Source organism: Actinacidiphila glaucinigra, from assembly GCF_900188405.1.
Taxonomy (GTDB): domain Bacteria; phylum Actinomycetota; class Actinomycetes; order Streptomycetales; family Streptomycetaceae; genus Actinacidiphila; species Actinacidiphila glaucinigra.
Map to the genome: position 1 here is coordinate 488718 of NZ_FZOF01000004.1, position 24317 is coordinate 513034.

General features: G+C 73.9%; 20 protein-coding genes and 1 pseudogene. 10 read left to right on the top strand and 11 right to left on the bottom strand.

The annotated features are described in order from the left end of the window. The first annotated feature begins 55 nt into the window (after positions 1–55). A complete protein-coding gene (locus CHF15_RS11235) occupies positions 56–2977 on the top strand; it encodes a SpoIIE family protein phosphatase (RefSeq protein WP_245938768.1) in 2922 nt (973 codons plus the stop codon). A 75-nt stretch (positions 2978–3052) separates the two neighbouring features. Further along, entirely contained in the window at positions 3053–4087 is a 1035-nt protein-coding gene (locus tag CHF15_RS11240) for a helix-turn-helix domain-containing protein (RefSeq protein WP_089223527.1), read from the top strand. On the opposite strand, the gene CHF15_RS11245 is transcribed toward CHF15_RS11240, so the two are convergent. Next, positions 4074–5498, bottom strand: coding sequence for a sensor histidine kinase (locus CHF15_RS11245; protein ID WP_089223528.1), 1425 nt, complete (start codon positions 5496–5498; stop codon positions 4074–4076). The genes CHF15_RS11240 and CHF15_RS11245 overlap by 14 nt on opposite strands. A gap of 98 nt (positions 5499–5596) precedes the next feature. Between CHF15_RS11245 and CHF15_RS11250 the strand changes: the two genes are divergently transcribed. Beyond that, the gene (locus CHF15_RS11250) at positions 5597–6541 is read left to right on the top strand and encodes a D-2-hydroxyacid dehydrogenase family protein (RefSeq protein ID WP_089223529.1); all 945 of its coding nucleotides are present in this window, start codon (positions 5597–5599) and stop codon (positions 6539–6541) included. Between the two features lie 263 nt (positions 6542–6804). On the opposite strand, the gene CHF15_RS11255 is transcribed toward CHF15_RS11250, so the two are convergent. From CHF15_RS11255 to CHF15_RS11275, 5 genes are all read right to left on the bottom strand, one after another. Continuing rightward, positions 6805–7434 (bottom strand): MBL fold metallo-hydrolase, encoded by a 630-nt coding sequence (locus CHF15_RS11255; protein ID WP_089223530.1) that lies wholly within the window; start codon positions 7432–7434, stop codon positions 6805–6807. After that, positions 7434–8519 (bottom strand): S-(hydroxymethyl)mycothiol dehydrogenase, encoded by a 1086-nt coding sequence (locus tag CHF15_RS11260; RefSeq protein WP_089223531.1) that lies wholly within the window; start codon positions 8517–8519, stop codon positions 7434–7436. The genes CHF15_RS11255 and CHF15_RS11260 overlap by 1 nt, the downstream gene beginning before the upstream one ends. Positions 8520–8722: 203 nt before the next feature. Further along, a complete protein-coding gene (locus CHF15_RS11265; RefSeq protein WP_089223532.1) occupies positions 8723–11026 on the bottom strand; it encodes an ABC transporter permease in 2304 nt (767 codons plus the stop codon). Positions 11027–11031: 5 nt separating this feature from the next. Next, the gene (locus tag CHF15_RS11270) at positions 11032–11805 is read right to left on the bottom strand and encodes an ABC transporter ATP-binding protein (protein WP_179279735.1); all 774 of its coding nucleotides are present in this window, start codon (positions 11803–11805) and stop codon (positions 11032–11034) included. After that, complete coding sequence (locus CHF15_RS11275) at positions 11802–12308, bottom strand: PadR family transcriptional regulator (protein ID WP_026251263.1); 507 nt, start codon at positions 12306–12308, stop codon at positions 11802–11804. Before CHF15_RS11275 ends, CHF15_RS11270 begins: the two co-directional genes overlap by 4 nt. A 169-nt stretch (positions 12309–12477) precedes the next feature. Between CHF15_RS11275 and CHF15_RS11280 the strand changes: the two genes are divergently transcribed. From CHF15_RS11280 to CHF15_RS11305, 6 genes are all read left to right on the top strand, one after another. Continuing rightward, positions 12478–13755, top strand: coding sequence for an ABC transporter substrate-binding protein (locus tag CHF15_RS11280; RefSeq protein ID WP_089223534.1), 1278 nt, complete (start codon positions 12478–12480; stop codon positions 13753–13755). A gap of 252 nt (positions 13756–14007) precedes the next feature. Further along, a complete protein-coding gene (locus tag CHF15_RS11285; protein WP_410169628.1) occupies positions 14008–15693 on the top strand; it encodes a glycoside hydrolase family 13 protein in 1686 nt (561 codons plus the stop codon). A gap of 52 nt (positions 15694–15745) precedes the next feature. Next, positions 15746–17077 carry an ABC transporter substrate-binding protein gene (locus CHF15_RS11290; protein WP_089223535.1) on the top strand — a complete coding sequence of 444 codons (1332 nt, stop codon included), beginning with the start codon at positions 15746–15748 and terminating at the stop codon, positions 17075–17077. A gap of 9 nt (positions 17078–17086) precedes the next feature. Next, positions 17087–18442: a carbohydrate ABC transporter permease gene (locus CHF15_RS11295; RefSeq protein ID WP_089223536.1), complete on the top strand. Its 1356-nt coding sequence runs from the start codon at positions 17087–17089 to the stop codon at positions 18440–18442. 92 nt (positions 18443–18534) lie between these two features. Next, entirely contained in the window at positions 18535–19365 is an 831-nt protein-coding gene (locus CHF15_RS11300) for a carbohydrate ABC transporter permease (RefSeq protein ID WP_089223596.1), read from the top strand. A gap of 179 nt (positions 19366–19544) precedes the next feature. Continuing rightward, on the top strand, positions 19545–20816 hold the full coding sequence (locus CHF15_RS11305) for an alpha-L-fucosidase (RefSeq protein ID WP_089223537.1): 1272 nt from the start codon (positions 19545–19547) through the stop codon (positions 20814–20816). Here the strand turns inward: CHF15_RS11305 and CHF15_RS44825 are convergent. The 4 genes from CHF15_RS44825 to CHF15_RS11320 form a co-directional block, all read right to left on the bottom strand. Beyond that, entirely contained in the window at positions 20792–20959 is a 168-nt protein-coding gene (locus CHF15_RS44825; RefSeq protein WP_179279736.1) for a hypothetical protein, read from the bottom strand. The two genes, CHF15_RS11305 and CHF15_RS44825, sit on opposite strands and share 25 nt — an antisense overlap. Positions 20960–21035: 76 nt before the next feature. Further along, positions 21036–21647 (bottom strand): DUF3159 domain-containing protein, encoded by a 612-nt coding sequence (locus tag CHF15_RS11310; RefSeq protein WP_089223538.1) that lies wholly within the window; start codon positions 21645–21647, stop codon positions 21036–21038. A 105-nt stretch (positions 21648–21752) separates the two neighbouring features. Next, a complete protein-coding gene (locus CHF15_RS11315) occupies positions 21753–22829 on the bottom strand; it encodes an adenosine deaminase (RefSeq protein ID WP_089223539.1) in 1077 nt (358 codons plus the stop codon). Then, the gene (locus CHF15_RS11320; protein ID WP_089223540.1) at positions 22826–23248 is read right to left on the bottom strand and encodes a VOC family protein; all 423 of its coding nucleotides are present in this window, start codon (positions 23246–23248) and stop codon (positions 22826–22828) included. Before CHF15_RS11320 ends, CHF15_RS11315 begins: the two co-directional genes overlap by 4 nt. Positions 23249–23664: 416 nt before the next feature. Between CHF15_RS11320 and CHF15_RS11325 the strand changes: the two genes are divergently transcribed. Further along, positions 23665–24189 carry a DUF3592 domain-containing protein gene (locus CHF15_RS11325; protein WP_143681550.1) on the top strand — a complete coding sequence of 175 codons (525 nt, stop codon included), beginning with the start codon at positions 23665–23667 and terminating at the stop codon, positions 24187–24189. Between the two features lie 28 nt (positions 24190–24217). On the opposite strand, the pseudogene CHF15_RS45680 reads toward CHF15_RS11325, so the two are convergent. Further along, positions 24218–24317: pseudogene (locus tag CHF15_RS45680) on the bottom strand (ABC transporter ATP-binding protein); the annotation flags it as partial.

Here is a 24317-nt window from a genome sequence, read left to right on the forward strand (position 1 = left end):
TCCCCGCGCGCGGCGCTATGTTGGCCTTCGGAGGAAGAGCCGACGAGAAGAGGGCATGATCCCGAACGAAGCCGCCGCCCAGGAGCCTGAAGCGCCGCTCGAGCAGCCGGGAGCGGAGCGCCTCGGGCTGCTCCGGTCCTCGGGCGACGACCAGGGCGAGCGCGAGGCGCTGCGACTGGGGCTGCAGCAGGCCGTGGCGGCGCTGAACGGCTTGGGCGGACTGGTCCACCTGCGCGGACAGGAGGCCCGGGGCGGAGTGCCGCTGCGCCTGGCCGCGAGCAGCGGGCTGCCCCGGAACCTGACCCGGGGCTGGCTCTTCCTCCCCCCGCAGGACGACACGGCGCCCGGCCGCGCGACGACCGGCGGCGAACCCGTGTGGCTGCCCACCACGGAGACGACCCCCGGCCCGCTGCCCGACGGGTCCGGGCTCGCCGCCGTACCGCTGCCCGGCCCCGACGGCCCGCTCGGCGCGCTCTCGGTGGTCACCGCGGACGCCGTGCCGCCGGCTCCCGGCGAATGGGAGCTGCTGCGGGCGATCGCCGCGTGGGTGTCGGAGCGGCTGGGCCGGACGGCGGCCGTCGAGTCCCGCGAACGCTGGCGCCTGGCGGAGGGCGCTTCCGGCACCCGGCCCCGGGAGACCCCCTCCGACGTGGGCATCGGCACCTGGGAGTGGAACGTCCGCACCGGCGAGGCCTACCTGGACGAGACAGCGCGCACCGTCTTCGGGATGTCCCCGCAGATGTACGACGGGCGCCTGGAGACGTGGGTGGAGCTGGTCCACCCCGAGGACCTGCCCTGGGTGATCGCCGACGCCGAGGAGGCCGCCCGGGCCGCCGGCGGCTTCGCCTGGGAGTACCGGGTCCGGCGGCCCGACGGGGGTTTCCGCTGGGTGCAGGCCCGCGGCCGCAGCGTGCTCGGTGCGGACGGCAAGGCCGTGCGGCTGGCCGGTGTGCTGTGGGACAGCACCGAGACCCGGGTCGCGATGGACGCCGCCGGCCGGGCCCTGCGCCACATGAGCGACGGTTTCCTCGCGGTCGACGACGACGGCCGCATAGCCTTCGCCAACCCGCAGGCCGAACGGCTGCTCGGGGCGCGGCGTCCGCCGGTCGGCAAGGTGCTGTGGGACCTGCCCGGCGTGCACGAATCGGAGCTCGAGGCCCACTGCCGCCGGGCGGCCGAGGACGACGCGACCGTCAGCGCGGACATCGAGTGGGACGGCGGCAAGCGCCGCTACCACCTGCGCGTCATGCCGGTGCCCGACGGCCTGACCCTCTACCTCACCGACGTCACCGAGCGCCGGCTGGCGGAGGAGGCCGCCGCCGACGCCGCCCGCACCGCCGCCGACCGCGCCGCGCACATCGGCCGGCTCACCACCGCGCTCGCCGAGGCCGTCACCGTCAGGGACGTCGTCACCGCGGTCGCCGACCGCGTACTGCCCCTGTTCGACGCCACCGGGCTGATCATCAAGACGCTGGAGGGCGACCTGCTGCGCGTGGTCGGCTTCGTCGGCTACCCGCCGGGCCTGATGGAGCGGCTCAGCCGGACCCGCCTCACCGAGGGCAGCCCCAGCACCGACGCCATCCGCGAGCGCGTGCCCCGCTACATCACCTCCGCGAAGGAGTTCCACGAGGCGTACCCGCACCGCGTCCGCTTCCAGGAGTGGTCCCAGAAGCACGCCTGGGCCTTCCTCCCGCTGATCGTCTCCGGCAAGGCGGTCGGCTCCTGCGTCGTCTCCTTCTCCGAGCCGCGCCCGTTCAGCGAGGAGGAGCGCACCCTGCTGACCGCGCTCAGCGGGCTGGTCGCCCAGGCCCTGGAGCGCGCCCGGCTGTACGACGCCGAGCACAGCCGGGCGCAGGAGCTGCAGCGCGGCCTGCTGCCGCGCGTCCTGCCCGAACTGCCCGCGGTCAGCGCCGCGGCGCGCTACCTGCCCGCCGTCGAGGGGACGACCGTCGGCGGGGACTGGTACGACGTCATCCCGCTCTCCGCCGACCGGGTCGCGCTGGTCATCGGCGACGTGATGGGGCACGGCATCTCCGAGGCCGTGACGATGGGACGGCTGCGCACCGCGGTGCACACGTTCGCCGGTCTCGAACTGCCCCCCGACGAGCTGCTCGCGCACCTCAACGACCTGGTCAGCGATCTCGGCGACGACTTCTACGCGACCTGTCTGTACGCCGTGTACGACCCCGCCAACCGCACCTTCACCTTCTCCCGGGCCGGGCACCCGCCGCCCGCGCTGGTGCTGCCCGACGGCACCGTCCACTTCGCCGGTCACTCGCCGGACGCCCCGCTGGGCGCGGCCACGCCCCCGTTCGCGACCGTGGAGCTGGAGATCCCCGAGGGCAGTCTGCTGGTGCTCTACACCGACGGCCTCGTCGAGTCCTCCCGCCGGGACATCGACACCGGCATGGCCGGGCTGGCGAAGGCCCTCACCGGCGCGCGGGCCGCGGCGCCCGCGGGGCCCGCGGGCGGCCGCCGGGGCGAGGCCGAGCGGCTCGGCAGGCTCTGCGAGGAGGTCGCCGAGGCGCTCGACCCCCACCAGCAGCACGCCGGGGACGACGCCGCCCTGCTCATCGCCCGCACACACGCCCTGGCAGCCGACGACGTCGCCACCTGGTCCCTGCCCGAGGACCCGCTGTCCGCGGGCCAGGCGCGCGAGCACGTCCGCCGCCGGCTGGACGCCTGGGGTCTGGAAGAACTGGTCACGACGACCGAGCTGATCGCCAGCGAGCTGGTCGGCAACGTGGTCCGGCACGCCCGGGGCCCCATCGGCCTGCGGCTGATCCGCAGCCGTACCCTCGTCTGCGAGGTGTCGGACGGCAGCCTCAGCACGCCCCGGATCCGGCACGCCGGCGACACTGACGAGGGCGGCCGCGGGCTGCAGCTGGTGGCCGCGCTCTGCCAGCGCTGGGGCACCCGCTACGTCCCCGGCGGCAAGTGCATCTGGACCGAGCAGTCGATCCCGGAACCCTCGTGACGTCCGGCGATACCCAGCGCCAACTCTGATCGGGCTTTGATGTGACTCTGATACTCCGGTGCTTGGCTTGCGCGCATGACCACCCACGCACCGGTGTCCACGGGCCTGGATTCCTGTCTTGACCTGGGATTCACCGACTCCGGCGGAGGCGAGCCCTCGCTGCGCCGGGAGCTGTTCGCCGCTCTCATAGAAGTCGTCTCCGGCTCGGGGCAGTGGAGCGAGCAGACCGCCGCGCGGATCCGCGGCGAGGGGGTCGCGTGGGCGGCGCGGGGCGGGCCGGTGAGCGCGCTGCGGGTCGCCGTCCAGGAGACGACGGAGCACATCCTGGTCTCCAGCGGGCACGCGGCGGGCGCCGCCGACGGCTCCCGCGACGAGTTCGCGCGTCGCCTGGCGGACGCCGGGCGCCACGTGGCCCGGGAGCTGAACCGGGGCTTCTTCGCCCAGCCCGGGCGGCAGGCCCCCGCCTCGGTCCCGGAAGCACCTCGGCCCCGGCCGTCCTGCGCCCCGCCCGCCTACGCCGTGATGGCGCTGCGCGCGCCCGGCCGTCCCCTGGGAGACGTCGAGGCGGTGGCCCGCGGCCACGGCGGCCCCGAGACGGCCGTGCTCACCTCGGCGCGCGGGCTGTACGTGCTCGCCCTCGCCCCGCGCCACGAGGAGTCCCTCGACCTGGCGGGCCGCATCCACCGGGACCTCGGCGGGACGGCCCGGCTCGCGGTGCACTGGAAGCCGTACAACGAGGTGACGGCCGGTCAGCTGCTGGTGGACGACATTTGCGCGGTGGTGGACGCGCTCGGCTTCGGCCCGGGCGTCTACCAGCTGGACGACGTCCTGGTCGAGTACGCGGCCGCGCAGACGCCCGACATCGCGCAGCGGCTGGTCGGCATGGTGCAGCCGGTCCTGGACGACCGGGTGCTGCGGGAGACGCTGAGCGCGGTGATCTCCGCCGACGGCGACCCCGACCTGGCGTGCGAGCTGCTCACGCTCCGCCGCAAGTTCTTCGACCGCCGGCTGCGGCGCGTCGAGGAGCTGACCGGGCGGCGCGTCGACGCCCCGCGCGACCTGCAGGTCCTGCGGACGGCCGTGGCCGTCGCCGCGATCATGCGCCAGTGAGCGCCGGCAACCGGACCCGGAACCACGCACCCGACTCCGACGCCTCCACGCGCACCGACCCCGAGTGCGCCGCGGCGATCGCGGCGACGATGCTCAGGCCCAGGCCGCTGCCGGGGGCGGGGTGGTCGTCGCGAAGGGCGGGCCGGGCCGGGCCGCCGCCCGCGCGGAAGAACCGCTCGAAGACCCGCTCGCGCAGTTCCTCGGGTATCCCGGGGCCGCCGTCGATGACGTCGACGATCTGCTCGTCGCCCTCGCGGCCGACCCGTACCTCGGCGGGGACGTCGTGCGCGGTGTGCGCAACGACGTTCGCCAGCAGGTTGGTGACCACCTGGCGGAGCCGGTCGGGGTCACCGGTCACCACATGGGGCCCGGGTTCCACGACGAGGGTCACCGGGCGGTCGGGGGCGGTGACGCGGGTGTCGGCCACGGCGTCGGCGCAGAGTTCGGCCAGGTCCACGGGGCGGCATTCGAGGGGGCGGCCCTGGTCCAGGCGGGCGAGCAGCAGCAGCTCGTCCACCAGGACGGACATCCTGCGGGTCTCGTTCTGCACCCGGCGCATGGCGTCGTCGAGGCGGGCCGGGTCGTCGAGGGCGCCGAAGCGCACCAGTTGCGCGTAGCCGCCGATCGCGGTGAGCGGGGTGCGCAGTTCGTGGCTGGCGGCGCCGACGAAGTCGCGCAGCTGCTCCTCGGCCTTGCGGCGGCGGTTGAACTCCTCGTCGACCCGGCCGAGCATCGCGTTGAAGGCGTCGGCCAGCGCCTCCACCTCGGCCGTCGACACCGGGGCGGAGACCCGCTGCGAGGGTGCGCCCTCGGCGGCGAAGCGGCGGGCGGTGGCGGTGATCTCCTTGAGCGGCGAGATGGTGCGGCGGCTGAAGTAGAGGGCGCCGAGCACGACGCCGGCGATCAGGGGCACGCCCGAGACGGCCTCGATGACCACGAGGTTGTGCACGGTGGCGGCGTCGTCCGCGGTGGATTCGGCGACCACCAGGTAGCCGCCGTCGGGCAGTTTCTCCACGACCGCCCGCATCGGGGCCGGGCCGACCGCCCCCGCCCGGCCGGTGGTCGCCATGCGGTCCAGGTCGGCGCCGGACAGCCGGATGACGGCCCGCTCCACCATCGCGCCGGACTCGCGCTGCACGACCCTGCCGATGGCGTCGGTGAGCAGCACCACGGCGGTCGCCCCGGCGGGCTCGAGGTCCGAGCTGCTCTCCAGCTCGTCCAGGCGGTCCTGGCGTATGGAGGCGAGCTGCTGGTCCAGCCGGTTGCGCAGGCCTTCGGCGAGGGCACGGGCGGCGTAGACGTCCGCGGCCGCGACGCCGATCGTGGTGATCGCCAGAAAGCCGAGCGCGAGGCGCCAGTACAGCGAGCGGGGCCACCAGCGCAGCCGGCGCCGTCTGCCGGGTGTCTCCACGTGCCCACCCCTCGTTCGGTTCCGGCCGCTTTCCGAGCAGATACTAGGACAGGCCCCGGACCCTTCCGTGCGACCGATCGAGCCGAGGAGACCGCACCATGCGCATCGCCGTCCTGGACGACTATCAGAAGGCGGCGCACCGCTTCGCCGACTGGGACGCGCTGGGGGCGGAGGTGGTGTTCCTCCACGACCACATCGCCGGTACGGCCGAGCTGGCGCGGGCGCTGGACGGCTTCGACGTGGTGGTCGCGATGCGTGAGCGCACCCCCTTCACCGAGGAGCGCTTCGCGGCGCTGCCGGCGCTGCGGCTGCTGGTGACCACGGGGATGGCGAACGCGTCCGTCGACCTGGACGCCGCCGGCCGGCACGGTGTGACGGTGTGCGGCACGGACAGCGTCCCGCACGCCACGGCCGAGCTGACCTGGGGGCTCATCCTGTCCCTGGTCCGCCACATCCCCGGGGAGACGGCCGGGATGCGGCGCGGGGAGTGGCAGCACACGATCGGCGGCGACCTGCACGGCCGGACGCTCGGCGTGGTGGGCCTGGGCCGGCTGGGCGCGCGGGTCGCCGAGATCGGCACCGCCTTCGGGATGCACGTCCTGGCGTGGAGCACCAACCTCGACCCGGAGCACGCCGCCGCGTGCGGTGCGCGGGCGGTCGGCAGGCGGGAGCTGTTCTCCCGCTCCGACGTCGTCACCGTGCACTACAAGCTCAGCGAGCGCAGCACCGGTCTGATCGGTGCCGAGGAGCTGGGCTGGATGAAGCCCACGGCGCTGCTGGTCAACACCTCGCGCGGGCCGCTCGTCGACACCCCGGCGCTGGTCGCCGCGCTGAGCGGGCGCCGGATCGCCGGTGCGGCACTGGACGTGTACGACACCGAGCCGCTGCCCGCCGGGGACGTCCTGCGGACCCTGCCCGGCACTCTGCTCACCCCGCACCTGGGCTACGTCACGGAGGCGACGTACGAGGTCTTCTACCGGCAGGCGGTGGAGGACGTCGCCGCCTTCCGCGACGGCGCGCCGCTGCGGGTGCTGTCGGCCTGAGCGCCGGCGCGGTTGCGGCGGGACCGGCGTCCCGCCACCCGCGAGGCACCGGTCCGCGTGCCGCCACGGGGTGGCTCGCGCTGTACGCGGCACGGCGCACTTCGCGCACCGGAGGGAAGGGTGCGGGATGCCCGGGACTCCCGCGCGCACCGCACGCGCACGGCACGGCGGCGGCGGCGTTCGTCCCGCGAGCAACCACGCCTGCGTGGGGTGGCTCGCGCCGCGATGACCGCCGCACCCGCAGGTGCGGCGGTCACGGGGGCTCAGTGGCCGCGGGCGATCCACTCGTCCAGATGCGGGGCCTCGGCCCCGATGGTCGTGCTGTCGCCGTGCCCGGTGCGGACGACCGTCTCCGGCGGCAGGGTCAGCAGCCGGTCGCGGATGGAGCCGACGATGGTCGGGAAGTCCGAGAAGGACCGCCCCGTGGCGCCCGGGCCGCCCTGGAAGAGGGTGTCGCCGGTGAAGACGGTGCCGAGGCCGGGCGCGTACAGGCAGACGGCGCCCGGCGCGTGGCCGGGGGTGTGCAGCACCGTGAGCTCGGTGCCCGCGACCGTGATGACCTGACCGTCCGTCAATTCCGCGTCGGGGGAACGCTCGGGGTGGGTCTGCTTCCACAGCGGCAGGTCGTCGCCGTGCAGCAGGATCGGCGCGCCGGTGCGCGCCGCGAGCGCGGGCGCGGCGTCGATGTGGTCGTTGTGGGCGTGGGTGCTGACGATCGCGACCAGGCGGCGGCCGCCCAGCGCCGCGGCGATGGCGTCGGCGTCGTGGGCGGCGTCGACGACGATCGCCTCGGTGTCGTCGCCGACGATCCAGACGTTGTTGTCGACATCCCAGGTGCCGCCGTCCAGCGAGAAGGTGCCCGAGGTGACGAGGTGGTCGATGCGGGCGGCCATCAGAGGACCACCACCGAGCGCAGCACGTCGCCGTGGTGCATCCGCTCGAAGGCCTTCTCCACCTCGTCCAGGGCGATGGTCTCGGTGACGAAGGTGTCCAGGTCCAGCCGGCCCTGCAGGTGGAGGTCGATGAGCATGGGGAAGTCGCGGGAGGGCAGGCAGTCGCCGTACCAGGAGGACTTCAGCGCGCCGCCGCGGCCGAAGACGTCCAGCAGCGGCAGTTCCAGCTTCATCTCGGGGGTGGGCACGCCGACCAGGACGACGGTGCCGGCCAGGTCGCGGGCGTAGAAGGCCTGCTTGTACGTCTCGGGGCGGCCGACCGCCTCGATGACGACGTCGGCGCCGAAGCCGCCGGTCAGCTCGCGGACCGCCTCGACGGGGTCGGTCTCCTTGGAGTTGACGGTGTGCGTGGCGCCGAGCTTCTTGGCCGTCTCCAGCTTCCGCGGGTCGATGTCCACCGCGATGATCTTCGCGGCGCCGGCCAGCCGGGAGCCGGCGATCGCCGCGTCGCCGACGCCGCCGCAGCCGATCACGGCGACGGAGTCGCCGCGGCCGACGTTGCCGGTGTTGATGGCCGCGCCGATGCCCGCCATGACACCGCAGCCGAGCAGACCGGCGACGGCCGGGGACACGGACGGGTCCACCTTGGTGCACTGTCCGGCGGCGACGAGGGTCTTCTCGGCGAAGGCCCCGATGCCGAGGGCCGGGGAGAGCTCGGTGCCGTCCAGCAGGGTCATCTTCTGCTTGGCGTTGTGGGTGTTGAAGCAGTACCAGGGGCGTCCGCGCAGACAGGCACGGCACTGGCCGCACACGGCACGCCAGTTGAGGACGACGAAGTCACCGGGGGCGACGTCCGTGACGCCCTCGCCGACCGACTCCACCACGCCGGCGGCCTCGTGGCCGAGGAGGAACGGGAAGTCGTCGTTGATGCCGCCCTCGCGGTAGTGCAGGTCGGTGTGGCAGACCCCGCAGGCCTGGATCCGCACCAGCGCCTCCCCCGGCCCCGGGTCGGGCACGACGATCGTTTCCAGGCTGACGGGGGAACCCTTCTCCCGGGCGACGACGGCACGGACCTGATGGGCCATGGGGTACTCCTCGGCTGGTACGGATCCCTGAGGCGGGCGTTTCTCATTACGGCACATTCTGCACGTGCCGCAACGCAAGCATCGACGACGGCCGACAGAGCGGTCAAGGACCGCGCGGCCGGGCCGGCCGGCGTGCTTCATTCTTACCGAGGATCATGCCCGGCGGCCCCGTTCGGCGGCGCACCGCGTCCGGTGTCTTCCCCCTACTGCGCGTTGAGCAGCATCCGCGGGTTGCGGTCCCCCGCCGCGCGGGAGGCGGGCAGGACGGAGACGCCCACCGCCACCGCGACGCACACCCCGACGATCAGGAACAGCGCGGCCACGGGCGGCGACTGAGCGATGCCCGCACCGACGCCACTGGAACCGCCCTGCAGGTCGATCAGCCAGTCGGAGGCGAACACCCCCGCGGTGACGCCCACGACTGCGGCGGCCAGCACGACCAGGCCGACGCCCGTGACGACGGTCGCCACGCTCTGCTGCGGCGTCAGGCCCACGGCGCGGTAGGCGCGCATGTCTCGGGCGTGGTCGCGGATGCCGCTGCCGACGGCCGTGGACAGTTCGGCCAGGGCGATCAGCGCGAGCACGCTGACCAGTCCGATGATCACGCCGCGCACCGGCGAGAGTTCGGCGCCGGGGTCGGTGACCTCGCGCACCTCCAGGGCGCCGTGCGACGCGTCGGTGAGGGCGCCGCGGACCGCCGCGCGATCCGCGCCGGGACGCAGCGTCAGGCTGTAGTACGAGGGCCGGACGGAGTCGTCCTGGGCCCGCAGGACGTCGAGCGGGGCGGAGATGACGCGTCCGCCGTGCCCGGTCTCGATGCTGCGGCCGACGATGTGCAGGATGTGCGGGGTCCCGCCGACGGTGACCCTGACCCAGTGGCCGACCTCGATGTGGAGCAGGTCGAGCAGGCCCTGGCCGGCGAGGGCCTCGTCGGGGCCGGATGGAGCCCGGCCCTCGGCGACGGCGAAGGGGTAGGGGTCGGCGGTGGTGCCGATCCCCCGCAGGGTGAAGGACTGCGACTGGACGGGGACCAGCGCGGGGAGTTCGACGCCCGGGTGGACGGCGGCGATCTCGGGCCGGTCCGCGAGCAGTCGCTTGACCGCGTCGTCGGTGAGGCCGTTGGGGCGGGCGGTGAGCGCGCCTGACTGGCCGAGCTGTTCCGGATGGTGCTCGAAGCGGTCGAGGGTGGCCCAGGTCCCCAGCGCCACGGTGATCATCAGGATCGGCAGCGCGAGCCGGGCCACGGCCGCCGCGGAGCGGGCGGGGCGGTGCAGCACGCCGCGGCAGCCGAGGACCAGCGCGGGCGGGGTGCCCAGGCGCAGTGCGGCCCGGACGGCTCCGGACATCCGGCGGCGGCCCGGAACGGCCCCCCGCGCCGCGGGGATCGGCGGCACCCGGCCGGCCCGCCAGGCGGCGAGCACCGTGGCCAAGGCGATGACCAGCACGGTCGCCGCGGCCGTGCCGGGGAGCGCCCAGGTGTGCTGCGGCAGTCCCTGCCACAGGCCCATGGCGTCCCCCATCGGCCCGGGGATGCCCGGCGCGAGGGTCTCCGCGGCCACCGATCCGATCAGCACGCCCGCGGTGGCCAGCACCGCGTGCTGCACGAGGAACATCCGGACCACCTGGGCCGGGGTGAAGCCCACCGCCTTCAGGACGGAGATGTCGCGGACGTAGGCCAGCACGCGGGTGGCGATGCCGCCGGTCACCGCGATCGCGGCGGCCAGCAGCGCGGCCAGCCCGAACAGGCCGAGCAGCAGCCCGAGAAGGTGGTTGTCGCCCTCGGCGTCGGCGCGGGCCTCCCGCCAGGTGGCGACGCCGACGACGCGGTCCGGGCCGACGGCGTCGACGGCCCGCTGGACGACGAAGTCGGTGTCCGCCGGGTCGTCCAGCCGCAGCCCCACGGTCTGCCCCGCCCGTGCCGGGCCGGTGGCGAGGCTGCTCACCAGGGCGGGCGACGCCCAGGCGACACCCGGGGTGTCGCCCGGGGCGTAGAGCGGTTCGGCGGTCCCGGCGACGCCGACCACGCGGACGGTGCTCGGCCGTCCGTCACGGACCACGCTGATCTCGTCCCCCGGCTCGGCCCACAGCGCGGACGCCACCGACCGCTCCAGCACGATGCCGTCGTTGGCGTCGCCCCGCAGCCAGCGCCCGCGGTCCACGAGCGGCCGGCCCACCGGCGGCGGGCTCGCGCCCGCGGCCCGCAGGTCGAGGGCGGCCTTCTCCCGGCCGTGCTGCGCCGTGACGGTGAGGGTGCGGAAGGGCCCGGAGACCGTCACCCCGCCGATCCGGGACAGGGCGGTGGTGTCGGCGGTGCCGTCCGTGCGCAGCCAGACGTGGGCGCCCTCGGTGGCGGTGAACATCCGCTGCCAGGGGTTGGCGGCGTACAGCAGCAGGGCGACGGAGAGCAGCAGCGCCGCGGTGATGCCGGCGGTGGCCAGGACGATGGACAGGGCCTGGCCGCGGTGCGTGCGCAGATCGGCGAGGGCCCAGCGGACGGTGGCGCGCACGGCGGTCAGCCCTGCAGCTTCACGACGTCGGCGGCGGCGCGGGAGGGACGCGAGGGGTAGGGCGCGGCGTCGAGGGTGATGTCGTCGACGACCTCACCGTCGAAGAGGCTGATCACCCGGTCCGCGGCGCTGGCCACCTTGGCGTCGTGCGTGACGAGAAGGATGGTCTGCCCGCGTTCGTGGCAGCGGGTCAGCAGCCTCAGCACCTCCCGGGTGCCCTTGCTGTCGAGGCTGCCGGTGGGCTCGTCGGCCAGCAGCAGGGCCGGGCGGTTGACCAGGGCCCGGGCGAGGGCGACCCGCTGCTGCTCGCCGCCGGACAGGTCGGCGGGGGTGCTGTCCTCCTTGCCCGTCAGGCCTAGTTCGGCCAGCAGCTCCTGGCGGGCGGCGCGCACCTGGCGGGGGGAGCGGCCGGCGAGCAGGGCGGGCAGCTCGATGTTGTCGGCGACGGTCAGGGTGGAGACGAGGTTGAAGAACTGGAAGACGATGCCGACCCCGCGCCGGCGCAGCACCGCCCAGCGCGCCTCGCTGAGCTGGTCGACCCGCTGCCCGTCCAGCCATATCCGCCCCTGGTCGGGGCGTTCGAGGCCGCCGAGCAGGTGCAGCAGGGTGGACTTGCCCGCGCCGGAGGGGCCGGTGACCGCGACGAACTCGCCCGGCCGCACCTCCAGGTCGACCCCGCGTACGGCCCGGACCTCGCCGCCGTCCACGCGGTGCGTCTTGACCAGGCCCTCGACCCGGAGCATGTGCGGCGCCGCGGGGGGCGGCTCGGCCCTTCTCATTCCAGCTCCTCCTGGCAGCGTTCCAGCCAGTCGAGGTCCGCCTGCAGGTGCAGCGTCGCGCCCTCGATCAGCAGCTGCGCGATGGTGTCGTCCCGGTCCTCCCCCGCGGCGAGCCGGGACATGGCCCGCATGAGGTTGAGGTAGTGGCGGCGCTGTTTGTTGATCAGGGAGACCTGGTCGGCCATGCCGGTGGCCGGGGCGAGGGCGAGCTTCATGAAGAACTCGTCGCGCACCCGCGGCTCGCTGGACGGCTCGTCGAACCAGGCGGCGACCGCCTCCCGCCCGGCGTCGGTGAGTTCGTAGATCCGCTTGTTGGGGCGGCCGGACTGGGTGACGTCCTCGCCCCGGATCAGTCCCGACTTCTCCAGGCGCGCCAGCGTCACATAGATCTGGCCGATGTTCGGCTGAGGATAGGCAGCACCGAAAAGCTTCTCAAGTGCCGTTTTGAGCTCGTAACCGTGGGCGGGCCCCTTGGCGAGGAGTGCCATGAGAGGAAGGCGCACTCTCGTCCTGCCTCCTCCCCGGCTACCTGCTTGTTAGGGGCCGCTCACCAGCCCGATCATCGGTGAGCAGGCCAGCTTGCCGCAATGGCTAGTATCGCGCATGTCCAACAGGTATACATGTCCCTTCGGACGACGACGCCGTCGCCGGAAGCGGGACCTGGAGGATCGTATGCGCTGGGCGCGGGTCGCGGGCAGGACCCTGCTCGTCTCTGCCCTGCTGCTGACCGGCTACGCCTCCGCGGGGGCCCGTGCCGCCGACGGACCGCCCGGCACGACGGGCCGGGGCCCGGTGACCCTCGCGACCGGCCGCGACCTGACCGGCTACCTCCAGCACGTGCTGGACGGCTGGAACCGTGCCCACCCGCTGGAGAAGGCGACGCTCGTCGAACTGCCCGAGGCGGCCGACGAGGTGCGTGCGCAGATGGCCGACAGCCTGCGCTCCGGCAGCGACCGCTTCGACGTCCTCAACATCGACGTGGCCTGGACCTCGGAGTTCGCCGGCGCGGGATGGATCGCGCCGGTCGACCCGCGCGGCCTGCCGATGGACCGGCTGCTGGACTCGGTGAAGGGGACCGCCACGTTCCGCGGACGGCTGTACGCGGTCCCGTACGTCACCAACGCCGGGCTGCTCTACTACCGCAAGGACATCCTCGACCGCGAGCACCTGGACCCGCCGCGCACCTGGGCGGAGTTGGAGCACCAGGCGAAGACGCTCGCCCCGAAGTACCGGATCGGCGGCTACGCCGGGCAGTTCCTGCCGTACGAGGGCCTGACGGTCAACGTGACCGAGGCCGTGCAGTCGGCCGGGGGCGGCATCCTCGGCGGCGAGGGCAGCCGGGTCACCGTGGACTCCGCCGCCGCCCGCGAGGGACTGGGCTTCCTGGTGCGCGGGGTGCGCGAGGGCTGGATCCCGCGCGAGGCGCTGCGCTTCAAGGAGGAGGAGTCCCGGCGGGCCTTCCAGGACGGCCGGCTGCTCTTCCTGCGCAACTGGCCGTATGTGTACGACCTCGCGTCGGCACCGGATTCGCGGGTCGCCGGACGCTTCGGCGCGGTACCGCTGCCCGGCCCGGGCGGGCCGGGGGCGGGCGTGCTGGGCGGGTCCAACCTCGCGGTCAACGCGCACTCGCGGCATCCCCGGACGGCCGCCGACCTCATGGCCTACATGACGGGTGAGTCCGTGCAGCGGCAGGTGCTCACCGAGGGCTCGCTGCCGCCGGTGTGGGCCGACCTGTACCGGGACCCGGGGCTGGTGCGCCGCTACCCGTACCTGCCGGTGCTGGAACAGAGCCTAAAGGCGGCCAGGCCGCGCCCCAAGAGCGCCCGTTACGAGCAGGTGAGCCTGGCGGTCGCGGCGGTGAGCCGGGACGCGCTCGCGCTGCACACCACGCCGGACGAGGCCGTGGCGCGGCTGGACCGCGAGTTGCGGGAGATCGTGCGGGACCGCTGACCCGCGGCACCCCCGGTGGGCGTCACGCCCCCATCTCTCTACTTACATGTTAGGTAGCTGCGGAGTCTCTTCACGGGCCAGGAACGCCCCGGCTGTTGCCTTTACCCAGACAAACCACCCCAGTAAGCGCCGACTGTTGGCAGCTCCGTTGACACCTTCCTCACACGACTACTTAACATGCATGCATAACGAGCCACCCCGCGCGGCGTGCTGTCGTGTACGTCCGCGCGCCCGCAGTCAGGATGGTGACGGGTGTTCACTGCCCCTCTGGAGGACGGTTCCTCCACCGCCGCCGCCCCCTCCCCCGCCCTCACGGCCGTCCGCCCCTGGTGGCGCGACGCGGTGGTCTACCAGGTCTACGTGCGCAGCTTCCTGGACAGCACCGGCGACGGTGTCGGGGATCTGGCCGGTGTCCGGGCGGGCCTGCCCTACCTGCGCAAGCTGGGCGTCGACGGGCTCTGGCTGAGCCCCTTCTACCCCTCGCCGCAGCACGACCACGGCTACGACGTCTCCGACTACACGGCCGTCGACCCGCTCTACGGCGACCTCGCCGAGTTCGACCGCCTCGTGGCCGACGCGCACCGGCTGGGCCTGCGCACCGTCGTCGACGTCGTGCCCAACCACTGCTCCGCCGCCCACCCGTGGTTCCGCGAGGCGCTCGCGGAGGGCCCGGACAGCCCCGCCCGGTCGCTGTTCCACTTCGCCGACGGACGCGGCGAGCACGGCGAACTGCCGCCCAACAACTGGCGGGCGATGTTCGGCGGCCCCGCCTGGTCCCGGGTCACCGAACCGGACGGCAGGCCCGGCCAGTGGTACCTGCACCTGTTCACCCCCGAGCAGCCCGACCTCAACTGGCGCGACCCGCGGGTGGGCGAGCACTTCGAGCACGTGCTGCGCTTCTGGCTGGACCGGGGCGTCGACGGCTTCCGCATCGACGTGGCGGCCGGCCTGTTCAAGCATCCCGACCTCCCCGACTCTCCCGACCCCGCGGCGGACGAGCGCACCCGCGACTCCGTGAACCCGCTGGCATGGAACCGTCCCGAGGTGCACGGGGTGTGGCGGCGGTGGCGCGCGATCTGCGAGGAGTACACCGCCCGCGACGGACGCGAACGCCTCCTGGTCGGCGAGGTCTCCGTCCCCACCCCGGCCGAACAGGCCCGCTACGTCCGCCCCGACGAGCTCCACCAGGCCTTCTTCTTCCACCTGCTGAGCGCGCCCTGGAACGCGGCGGCGTTCCGCACGGCCGTCGCCGAGGCACTGCGCGACATCGCCGGGACCGGGTCCACCGTCACATGGGTGCTCAACAACCACGACCAGGTCAGGACCGTCACCCGGTACGCGGGCGGCCCCACCGGGCACTTCGGTGCCGCCCGGGCGCGCGCCGCCGCACTGCTGATGCTGGCGCTGCCCGGGGCGGCGTACGTCTACCAGGGCGAGGAACTGGGGCTGCCCGAGGTCGTCGACCTGCCGGACGAGGTGCTGACCGACCCCATCTTCCGCCGCACCGGCAGCCGCCGGTTCGTCCGGGACGGCTGCCGGGTGCCGCTGCCCTGGTCGGGCCACGCCTCGCCGTTCGGCTTCACCGCCGAGGGCAGCACGGCCCGACCCTGGCTGCCGCAGCCGGACTGGTTCGCCGAGCACAGCGCCGACCGCGCGCTGCTGGACACCGGCTCCTTCTGGCACCTGTACCGGGAGGCGCTCGGTCTGCGCGCCCGGCTGCCGCAGCTCGGCGAGGGGACGCTGCGCTGGCTGGAGGCACCGCCCGGGGTGCTCGCCTTCGTCCGCGGCGAGGGCCTGGTCTGCGCCGTGAACTTCGGCGACGAGCCGGTCCCCGCCCCCGTGCCGGGACAGCCGCTGCTGTCCAGCGCCCCCTGCCCGCCCGGGGTCCTCCCCGGCAACGCCGCCGCCTGGTGGGTCCACGACCCGGCGCACAGCTGACCGTTCCGCACCACTGCACAGCACCACCCCATCGAAGAAGGGACACCATCCGATGAAGCGCACCCTCGTCGCGGCCACCGCCCTGTGCGGCCTGGCCCTCGCGACCACCGCCTGCGGCGGTGACACCAAGACCGCCTCCGACTCCGGCCCGGCGGCCGGCGGCCAGAAGCTCAAGGGCCAGACCGTGACCGTCGCGGCCGTCTGGACCGGCGTCGAGCAGGAGAACTTCCAGAAGGTCCTGGACGGCTTCACCGCGAAGACCGGGGCGAAGGTGGCGTACGTCTCCACCGGCGACAACTTCGCCACCGTCCTGGGCAGCAAGATCGAGGGCGGCGACTCGCCCGACGTCGCGATGGTGCCGCAGCCCGGCGTGCTCAAGGAGTTCGCGGGCAAGGGCTGGCTCCAGCCGCTGTCGCCGGACGTCAAGGGCACCGCGGAGAAGAACTACGCCAAGATCTGGCAGACCTTCGGCACGGTCGACGGCACCTACTACGGCCTGTACTTCAAGACCTCCGACAAGTCGACGGTCTGGTACAGCCCGCAGGCGCTGGAGACGGCCGGCGTGCAGCCGCCGAAGACCTTCGCGGAGATGCTGGACGCCGCCCGCGCCGTCTCCGACTCGGGCCTGCCCGCCTTCGCCGTCGGCGGCGCCGACGGCTGGACGCTCACCGACTGGTTCGAGAACGTCTACCTCTCCCAGGCCGGCCCGGAGAACTACGACAAGCTGACCCGGCACGAGATCCCCTGGAGCGACCCCACCGTCGTCAAGGCCCTCACCACCTTGTCCCAGCTCTTCGGCGAGGACGACCTGCTCGCCGGCGGCCGCAAGGGCGCCCTGGCCACCAGCTTCCCGGACTCCGTCGCGCACGTCTTCGGCAAGAGCCCCAAGGCCGGCCTGGTCTACGAGGGCGACTTCGTCGGCGGTGTCATCTCGGGCGACCTCGGCGGCAAGGTCGGCGAGGACGCCAAGTTCTTCCCCTTCCCCTCGGTCGACGGCGGCCCGGCACCGGTGGTCGGCGGCGGCGAGGCCGCCGTGGCGCTGAAGTCCGGCAAGAACGCCAAGGCGGCCATGGAGCTGATCGCCTACCTGGCCACCCCCGAGGCGGCGGGGATCTGGGCGAAGGCGGGCGGCTTCCTGTCCCCCAACACGAAGCTGGACCCGGCCTCCTACGCGGACGACACCCTGCGCACGGCCGCCAAGTCCCTGGTCGACGCCGGTGACACGGTGCGCTTCGACATGTCCGACCAGACCCCGCCCGCCTTCGGCGGCACGCCCGGCAAGGGCGAGTGGAAGATCCTGCAGGACTTCCTGCGCGACCCGTCGGACCCCAAGGCCACCGCGGCGAAGCTCGAGGCCGCGGCCGCCAAGGCGTACAAGGGCTGAGGCCGGGTCATGTCCGCCCTCACCCGCAACAAGGTGCCGTCCGCCCCGGCGGGCGGCACCGCCCCGGCCGCCGTCCGGCGGCGCTCGCGCCGGGCCCGCGTCACCGCGATCGCCTTCGCGCTCCCGGCGCTCGCCCTGCTCGGCGCCCTCGTCGGCTACCCCATCCTCTTCTCGGTCGGCCGCAGCCTGTTCGACGCGAGCGGCGACCGCTTCGTGGGCCTGGACAACTACCAGGAGATGTTCACCGACCCCGCCAGTCTCAAGGCCGTCCGCAACACCGCGATCTGGGTCGTGGCCGCGCCGGCGGTGCTCACCGGCGTCGGCCTGGTCCTCGCCGTCCTCACCGAGAAGATCCGCTGGGCCACCGCCTTCAAGCTGCTGATCTTCATGCCGATGGCCGTCTCCTTCCTCGCCGCCGGCATCACCTTCCGCCTGGTGTACGACCAGGACCCGCAACGCGGCGTCATGAACGCGGTCGCCGTCGCCGTCCACGACGCCTTCAACGACTCCTCCGCCTACCCCGGCGCCCGCCCGCGCGGCACGGACGTGATGAAGGAGTCGGGCAACGGCGGCTTCCAGGCGGTCGCGCAGGCGGAGCCGGGCAAGGACGTCACGCTGGGCCTGGTCGGCCTGCCGCCCGCGTCCCTTCCGCAGCAGGCCCGTCCGGCGGCGCCCGCGCAGGTCTCCGACGACGCGGTGACCGGTGTGGTCTACCTGGACTTCGTCCCGGGCGGCGGGGGCACGCCCGGCGCCGTGGACCCCCAGGAGCGCGGCCTGCCGCAGATGGCGGTCGAACTGACCAAGGGCGGCGAGGTCGTCGCCACCACGACCACGGGGGACGACGGTTCCTTCCGCTTCCCGGACGCCGGGGACGGCCCGTACGGCGTCCGGCTGCCGCCGAAGAACTTCGCGGAGCCGTACACGGGCATCGACTGGCTCGGCCCGACGCTGGTCACCCCGGCGATCATCGGCGCCTACCTGTGGATCTGGACCGGGTTCTCGATGGTCCTGATCGGCGCCGGACTGTCCTCGCTGCCGCGCGAGACGCTGGAGGCCGCCCGGATGGACGGCGCGAGCGAATGGCAGATCTTCCGCAGGATCACCGTGCCGCTGCTCGCGCCCGTGCTGGGAGTCGTCTTCGTCACGCTGGTGATCAACGTGATGAAGGTCTTCGACCTCGTCTACATCATCGCGCCGGGCCCGGTGCAGGAAGAGGCCAACGTCCTGGCGCTGCAGATGTGGCTGGTCTCCTTCGGCGGCGGCAACAACCAGGGCCTGGGCAGCGCGATCGGCGTCGTCCTGCTGCTGCTGGTGCTCCCCGTCATGGCCCTCAACATCCGACGCTTCCGCAGGAGCAGCCGATGACCGTGCAGACCGCCGCTCCGCGTCCCGCTCCGCCCACCCCGCCGGGCGGCCCGGCCGGCCGGGCACCCGGGCGGCCCTCCCCGGCGGCACGGCTGGTCGCGGTGCTGCGCGGCGGGCTCGTCCAGGTCCTGCTGACGGTCGTCGCACTGGTCTGGCTCACGCCGACGGCCGGGCTGTTCGTCTCCTCGCTGCGCGACGCCGACGACAACGCCGGATCCGGCTGGTGGTCCGCGCTGGTCCACCCCGGTTCGCTGACCTTCGACAACTACTCGGCGATCCTGGGCGACAGCGGGATCACCCAGGCGTTCTGGAACACCGTGCTGATCTCGGTGCCCGCCACGGCCGCCGTCGTGGTCCTCGCCGCGCTCGCCGGATACGCCTTCGCCTGGCTGGAGTTCCCCGGGCGGGACTGGGTCTTCCTGGTGGTCGTCGGCATGCTCGTGGTGCCCGTGCAGATCGGACTGCTGCCGGTGGCCCGGCTGTTCGGCGCGGTCGGGCTGTTCGGCACGACCGCGGGCGTGGTCCTCTTCCACGTGGCGTACGGGCTGCCGTTCGCGATCTTCCTGCTCCGCAACTACTTCGCCGAGATCCCGCGCGAGATGCTGGAGGCCGCCCGCATGGACGGCGGGTCGGAGTGGACGATCTTCCGGAAGCTGGTGCTGCCGGTGGGCCGTCCGGCGATCGCGAGCCTGGCCATCTTCCAGTTCCTGTGGGTCTGGAACGACATGCTGGTCGCGCTGATCTTCGCGGGCAGCGACGCGCAGCCGCTCACGGTCGCCCTGCAGTCCCAGATGCGGCAGTTCGGCGCCAACATCGACGTGCTGGCGCCGGGCGCCTTCCTGTCGCTGATCGTGCCGCTGGCGGTCTTCTTCGCCTTCCAGCGCCACTTCGTGGAGGGGGTCATGGCCGGATCGGTGAAGTAGCCGGTGACGTAGCGGCCGAGGCACCGCGAGGGCGGTGCGGGTGCGGGTGCGGCGATACATCGGAGGTCTTCCTTGTCAGTCACCCCGATCCCCCTTAGGGTCGGGGCGGAGGACAGGACTCCTCCGACGTATCACCGCACCCGTGGTCGTCCTTCCCGATCCCCGAGGACCCGCCAGCCATGCCCCTGCAGCCGTGGTTCGCCGACGCCAAGCTCGGCATCTTCGTCCACTACGGGATCTACGCGGTCGACGGCGTGCCCGAGTCCTGGGCCTTCTACAACGGCGACGTCCCCCATGAGCGGTACATGCGCCAGCTCGATGGGTTCACCGCCGCCCGCTACGACCCGCGGGCGTGGGCCGGGCTCTTCGCGCGGGCGGGCGCCCGCTACGCGGTGCTGACCGCCCGGCACCACGACGGCGTCGCCCTGTGGGACACCGCGCAGGGCGACCTGTCGGTCGTCCGGCGCACCCCCGCCGGGCGCGACCTGATCGCCCCGTACGCGCGGGCGCTGCGCGAACAGGGCCTCAAGGTCGGGCTGTACTACTCCCACTCGGACTGGAACCACCCGGACTACCCCAGCGTCGTCCACCCCGCCCCGCCGCTGGAGGACGTGCTGACGAGCCGCTTCGTCACCCCGGCGGACGGCAGGGAGGACCCGGCCGCCTGGAAGCGGTACCTCGCCTACCGCGACGCCCAGGTCGGGGAGCTGGTCGACCGCTTCCGCCCCGACCTGCTGTGGTTCGACGGCGAGTGGGAGCGCAGCGAGGAGCAGTGGGGCCTGGACGCCCTGGCCGCGCGGATCCTCGCCGGGAACCCGGAGACGGTCCTCAACGCGCGCATGCTCAGCCACGGCGACTACGCCACACCCGAGCAGGGCATCCCCGTCGAACCGCCCTCCGGGCCGTGGGAGTTGTGCCTGACCGTCAACGACTCCTGGGGCTTTCAGCACAACGACCACCACCACAAGTCGGTGCACCGGCTCGTGCGCTACTTCACCGAGACCATCGGCGCGGGCGGCAACCTGCTGCTGGACGTCGGCCCCCGCGAGGACGGCACCATCACCCCGGAGCAGACCGCGCGCCTGGAGGGTCTCGGCGACTGGATCCGCGCCCACGCCGACGCCGTGTACGGCACCGTCGCCGGGCTTCCGGCCGGGCACCACTACGGCCCCAGCACCCTGTCCGCCGACCGCCGCACGCTCTACCTGGTGTGCTTCGACGCCCCGCGCGAGACGATCGCGGTACGCGGACTGCGCAACCGCGTCCGTCGCGTGCGGGTGGTCGGCAGCGGCGCCGAACTGGCCCACCACGTGACCGGCGGGCTCCACGAGGTCCCCGGGGTCACGTGGATCGACGCCCCCGCCCCCGACGCCCTGGACCCCTGCGCCACCGTGCTCGCCCTCGAACTCGACGGCGAACTCGACCTCTACCGCGGCACGGGCCGCGCCTGAGGAGGCTCCGGCACCGTCGCGCAGCCCGCGCGGTGGCCCGTGACGCGGCGCGGGGCGGTGAGGTGCGGGAAGACGCCGAACCCCGCCTCCCGCCAGGCGAGCTGGGCCGGGGTCGGGACGCGGGCGGGGGCGGGGGCGGCCATGCGGTCCCCTCTCAGGCGGAGCGTTGGAGCCGGTCGCGGTCGCGGCGGACGGGGGCCCGGGCCGGCGGGCGCCGTCTCAGGCGCCGCGCGCCGCTCCGTCACGGTGGATGCGCTCGTGCACGCGCGCCGGGTACCACTCGGTGAAGCGGACCGCGAGCACGAGCAGGACCACCGGGATCACCCAGTTCAGCCAGTCGGTCCCGCCGGCGACCCGCAGGGCGATCAGTCCCAGGACCGCGGTGAGCGCGAAGACCAGCCCCCACACGAGCGTCAGCACCTGGTTGGTGCGCCGGAACGCCGGGGTGCCCCAGATCTCGCGGGGCGTGGACTCGCGGGCGTACTGCTCGGTGAAGGGCACGAAGGCGAGCGATCCCAGGGCGACCCCGGCGATCACGGCGTTGGCCAGGACCTGTGCGTAGGTCTCCAGCCAGATCAGGTCGTGCCGGTCGAGGACCAGGCCCAGCAGGGCGATGACGGTGAAGAAGACGATGCCGGTGACGTCCAGCAGCTTCACCGAGCCATGGGCGACGTCGGGGACGGTGAGCACGACCGAGGCGACGAGCGCCACGAGGGCGGCCAGTTCCCAGGTGCTGGGCCCGGCGACGACGTCGAAGGCGATCCACGGGACGAAGGCGAAGAACACGTTGCCGCGTCCGCGCGGCCGTCCACCGGACGGGGTCGTCTCCATCGGCGCCTCCGGCATGGCACCCGGCCCGCGCCGGACGCGCGGGCGCGCTCGGCGCGATTGGGTACCGGGCCGGGAGCCGAGCCGGCCCGGTACCTCCATCGTCGGTCAGCGGCCCGCGCCGAGCACCGTCTTGTAGCCCGGCAGAGCGACGTCGCGGATGATCGCGTTCCGCTCGTCGAAGGGGAGGAAGGCGCTCTTGAGCGCGTTGACGGTGACCTCGCGCAGGTCCTCCGCCGTCCAGCCCGCCTCGGTGACGAGCAGTTCCATCTCCCGGGTCATGGTGGTCGCCGAGACCAGGCGGTTGTCGGTGTTGAGGGTGACGCGGAAGCCGAGGTCGCGCAGGAGCGTGATGGGGTGCCCGGCGATGGAGTCCGCGGCACCGGTCTGCAGGTTGGAGGTCGGGCAGACCTCCAGCGCGATGCGGCGGTCGCGTATCCAGCCGGCGAGGCGGCCGAGCTTGCCGTCCACGATGTCCTCGGTGAGGCGGACGCCGTGGCCGATCCTCAGCGCGCCGCAGACCTGCACCGCCTGGTGGATGCTGGCCAGGCCGTGGGCCTCGCCCGCGTGGATGGTGAAGGGCATGTTCTCGCGGCGCAGGTACTCGAAGGCGGCGAGGTGGTCGGCGGGCGGGAAGCCGTCCTCGGCCCCCGCGATGTCGAAGCCGACGACGCCCGCGTCGCGGTGGGCGACGGCGAGGCCGGCCACCTCGCGGCTGCGGTCGGTCATGCGCATCGCGCACAGCAGGGTCCCCACGCGGACCGGGGTGCCCGCCGCGGCGGCCTTCGCCATGCCGGCGGCCAGGCCCTCCTGGACGGTCCCGACGACCTCGGCGAGGGTGAGGCCGCGGTGCACCAGCAGCTCGGGGGCGTAGCGCACCTCGCCGTAGACGACGCCGTCGGCGGCGAGGTCCAGCACGTACTCCTCCGCGACGCGCAGCAGGCCCTCGCGGGTGCCCATCACGGCGATCGTGTGCTCGAAGGTGGCGATGTAGCGGACGAGGTCGCCGGAGTTGGCCGCGTCGTAGTACCAGGCGGCCAGCTCTGCGGGGTCGGTGGCGGGCAGCGCGTGGCCGATCTCGGCGGCCAGCTCGACCAGGGTGGCCGGGCGCAGGCCGCCGTCCAGGTGGTCGTGGAGGACGGCCTTGGGGAGCCGGCGTATCAGGTCGGTGTCGAGGGCGGTCACGCGGTGCGCTCCTGGTCGGTGGGGGCGGTGGCGGCGGGCTGGAGGAGGTCCCAGCGGTTCCCGTACAGGTCCTGGAAGACGACGACCGAGCCGTACGCCTCGTGGCGGGGCTCCTCCAGGAAGGTCACCCCCGCGGCGCGCATCCGCGCGTGGTCGCCCGCGAAGTCCTCGGTGTGCAGGAAGAAGCCGACCCGTCCCCCGGTCTGGTCGCCGACCCGCGAGAGCTCCGCGTCGTTCTTGGCGCGGGCGAGCAGCAGCCCGCTGCCGGCGGCGGCGCCGGTCGGGCGCACGACGACCCACCGGCTCCCGCCGGGGCGCGGCTCGTCCTCGATGAGCTCAAAACCGAGGGCGCCGGTGTAGAAGGCGATGGCCTCGTCGTAGTCGCGGACGACGAGGGTGACCAGGGCGATACGGGACATGCGCGAACGTTATACGTAACACCACGACCCGGGCAAGACGCCTCCTCCGGGCCGGACGGGTGCGGGCCACGAGCCGGGCGGAGCGGCCGGGCCGACCCCTCCCGCCCGGCCCCGGGAACAGCCGGCCTCCGCCGGCGCCCCGGGCGCCCGGGGCGCCGCAGCGCCAGAGCGTGCCGCCGATGGTGCTCGGGCGAGACCGGCCGGGGCCTGCCGTCGGCTCCGGTGGCCACGAAGACCGGCTGCGCCGTGACGACGCGGGCCGCCGGGCCGGGGGTGTCCCGGCTCTCGGCGGTCCGGGACCGGTTCCACCCCGTCGCCCGGGTGCCCGCGTCCCGGGCGGCGTTGGGGACCGCGTCGCGGCCGGTGTCCCGAACTCCCCCTCCCCTACGGCCTTGTGGTTCCCGTAAATTGCTGTCATGGGGGCAGCGGGCGCAGGGGACGGACCGGTGCGAGGCGGCCGGCGAACACAAGGGCACGGCTCCGGCGAGGGCCCCGTCGCGGGTTCCGCCCACCCCTTGGTGCTCTTCCTGGCCGGTGCGGTGTTCCTCGTCGCGGGTGTGTGGCTGCTGACCGCGGCGGCCAGGGACACCCTGGCCGTGCGCTACGGCGTGCACACGGTGGGAACCGTCCGCGAGGCCGACGACGACTCCGGCGACGGCCGGCTGTGGGTGACGTTCACCGTGGCGGGCGCCGAGGTCACCCACCCGCTGCCGCCGGGCACCAACCGCCGCCAGGCCAGCCACGGGGACCGGCTCCCCATCGTCTACCGGGCCGACCGTCCCGAGCGGGTCGTGGCCCGCCGTGACGTGGGGCACGGGCCGCTGCTGTTCTGGTCGGGGTTCACCGCGGTGGGCATCGTCCTGGTCGGCTGGTCCGGCCTGGCGCTGCACCGCAGCGGCCGGCGGCGGGCACACCCCGGCCCGGGCCGAGCGGCCGGTTGAACCACGCCGCCGCTCGGCGGCGGACTCGTCAGCCGGTGGTGAGGATGTGGCCGTCGCGGAGTTCCAGGACGCGGTCGGCGAGGGCGAGGAGCTGGGGGTCGTGGGTGGCGACCAGCGCGGTGACGCCT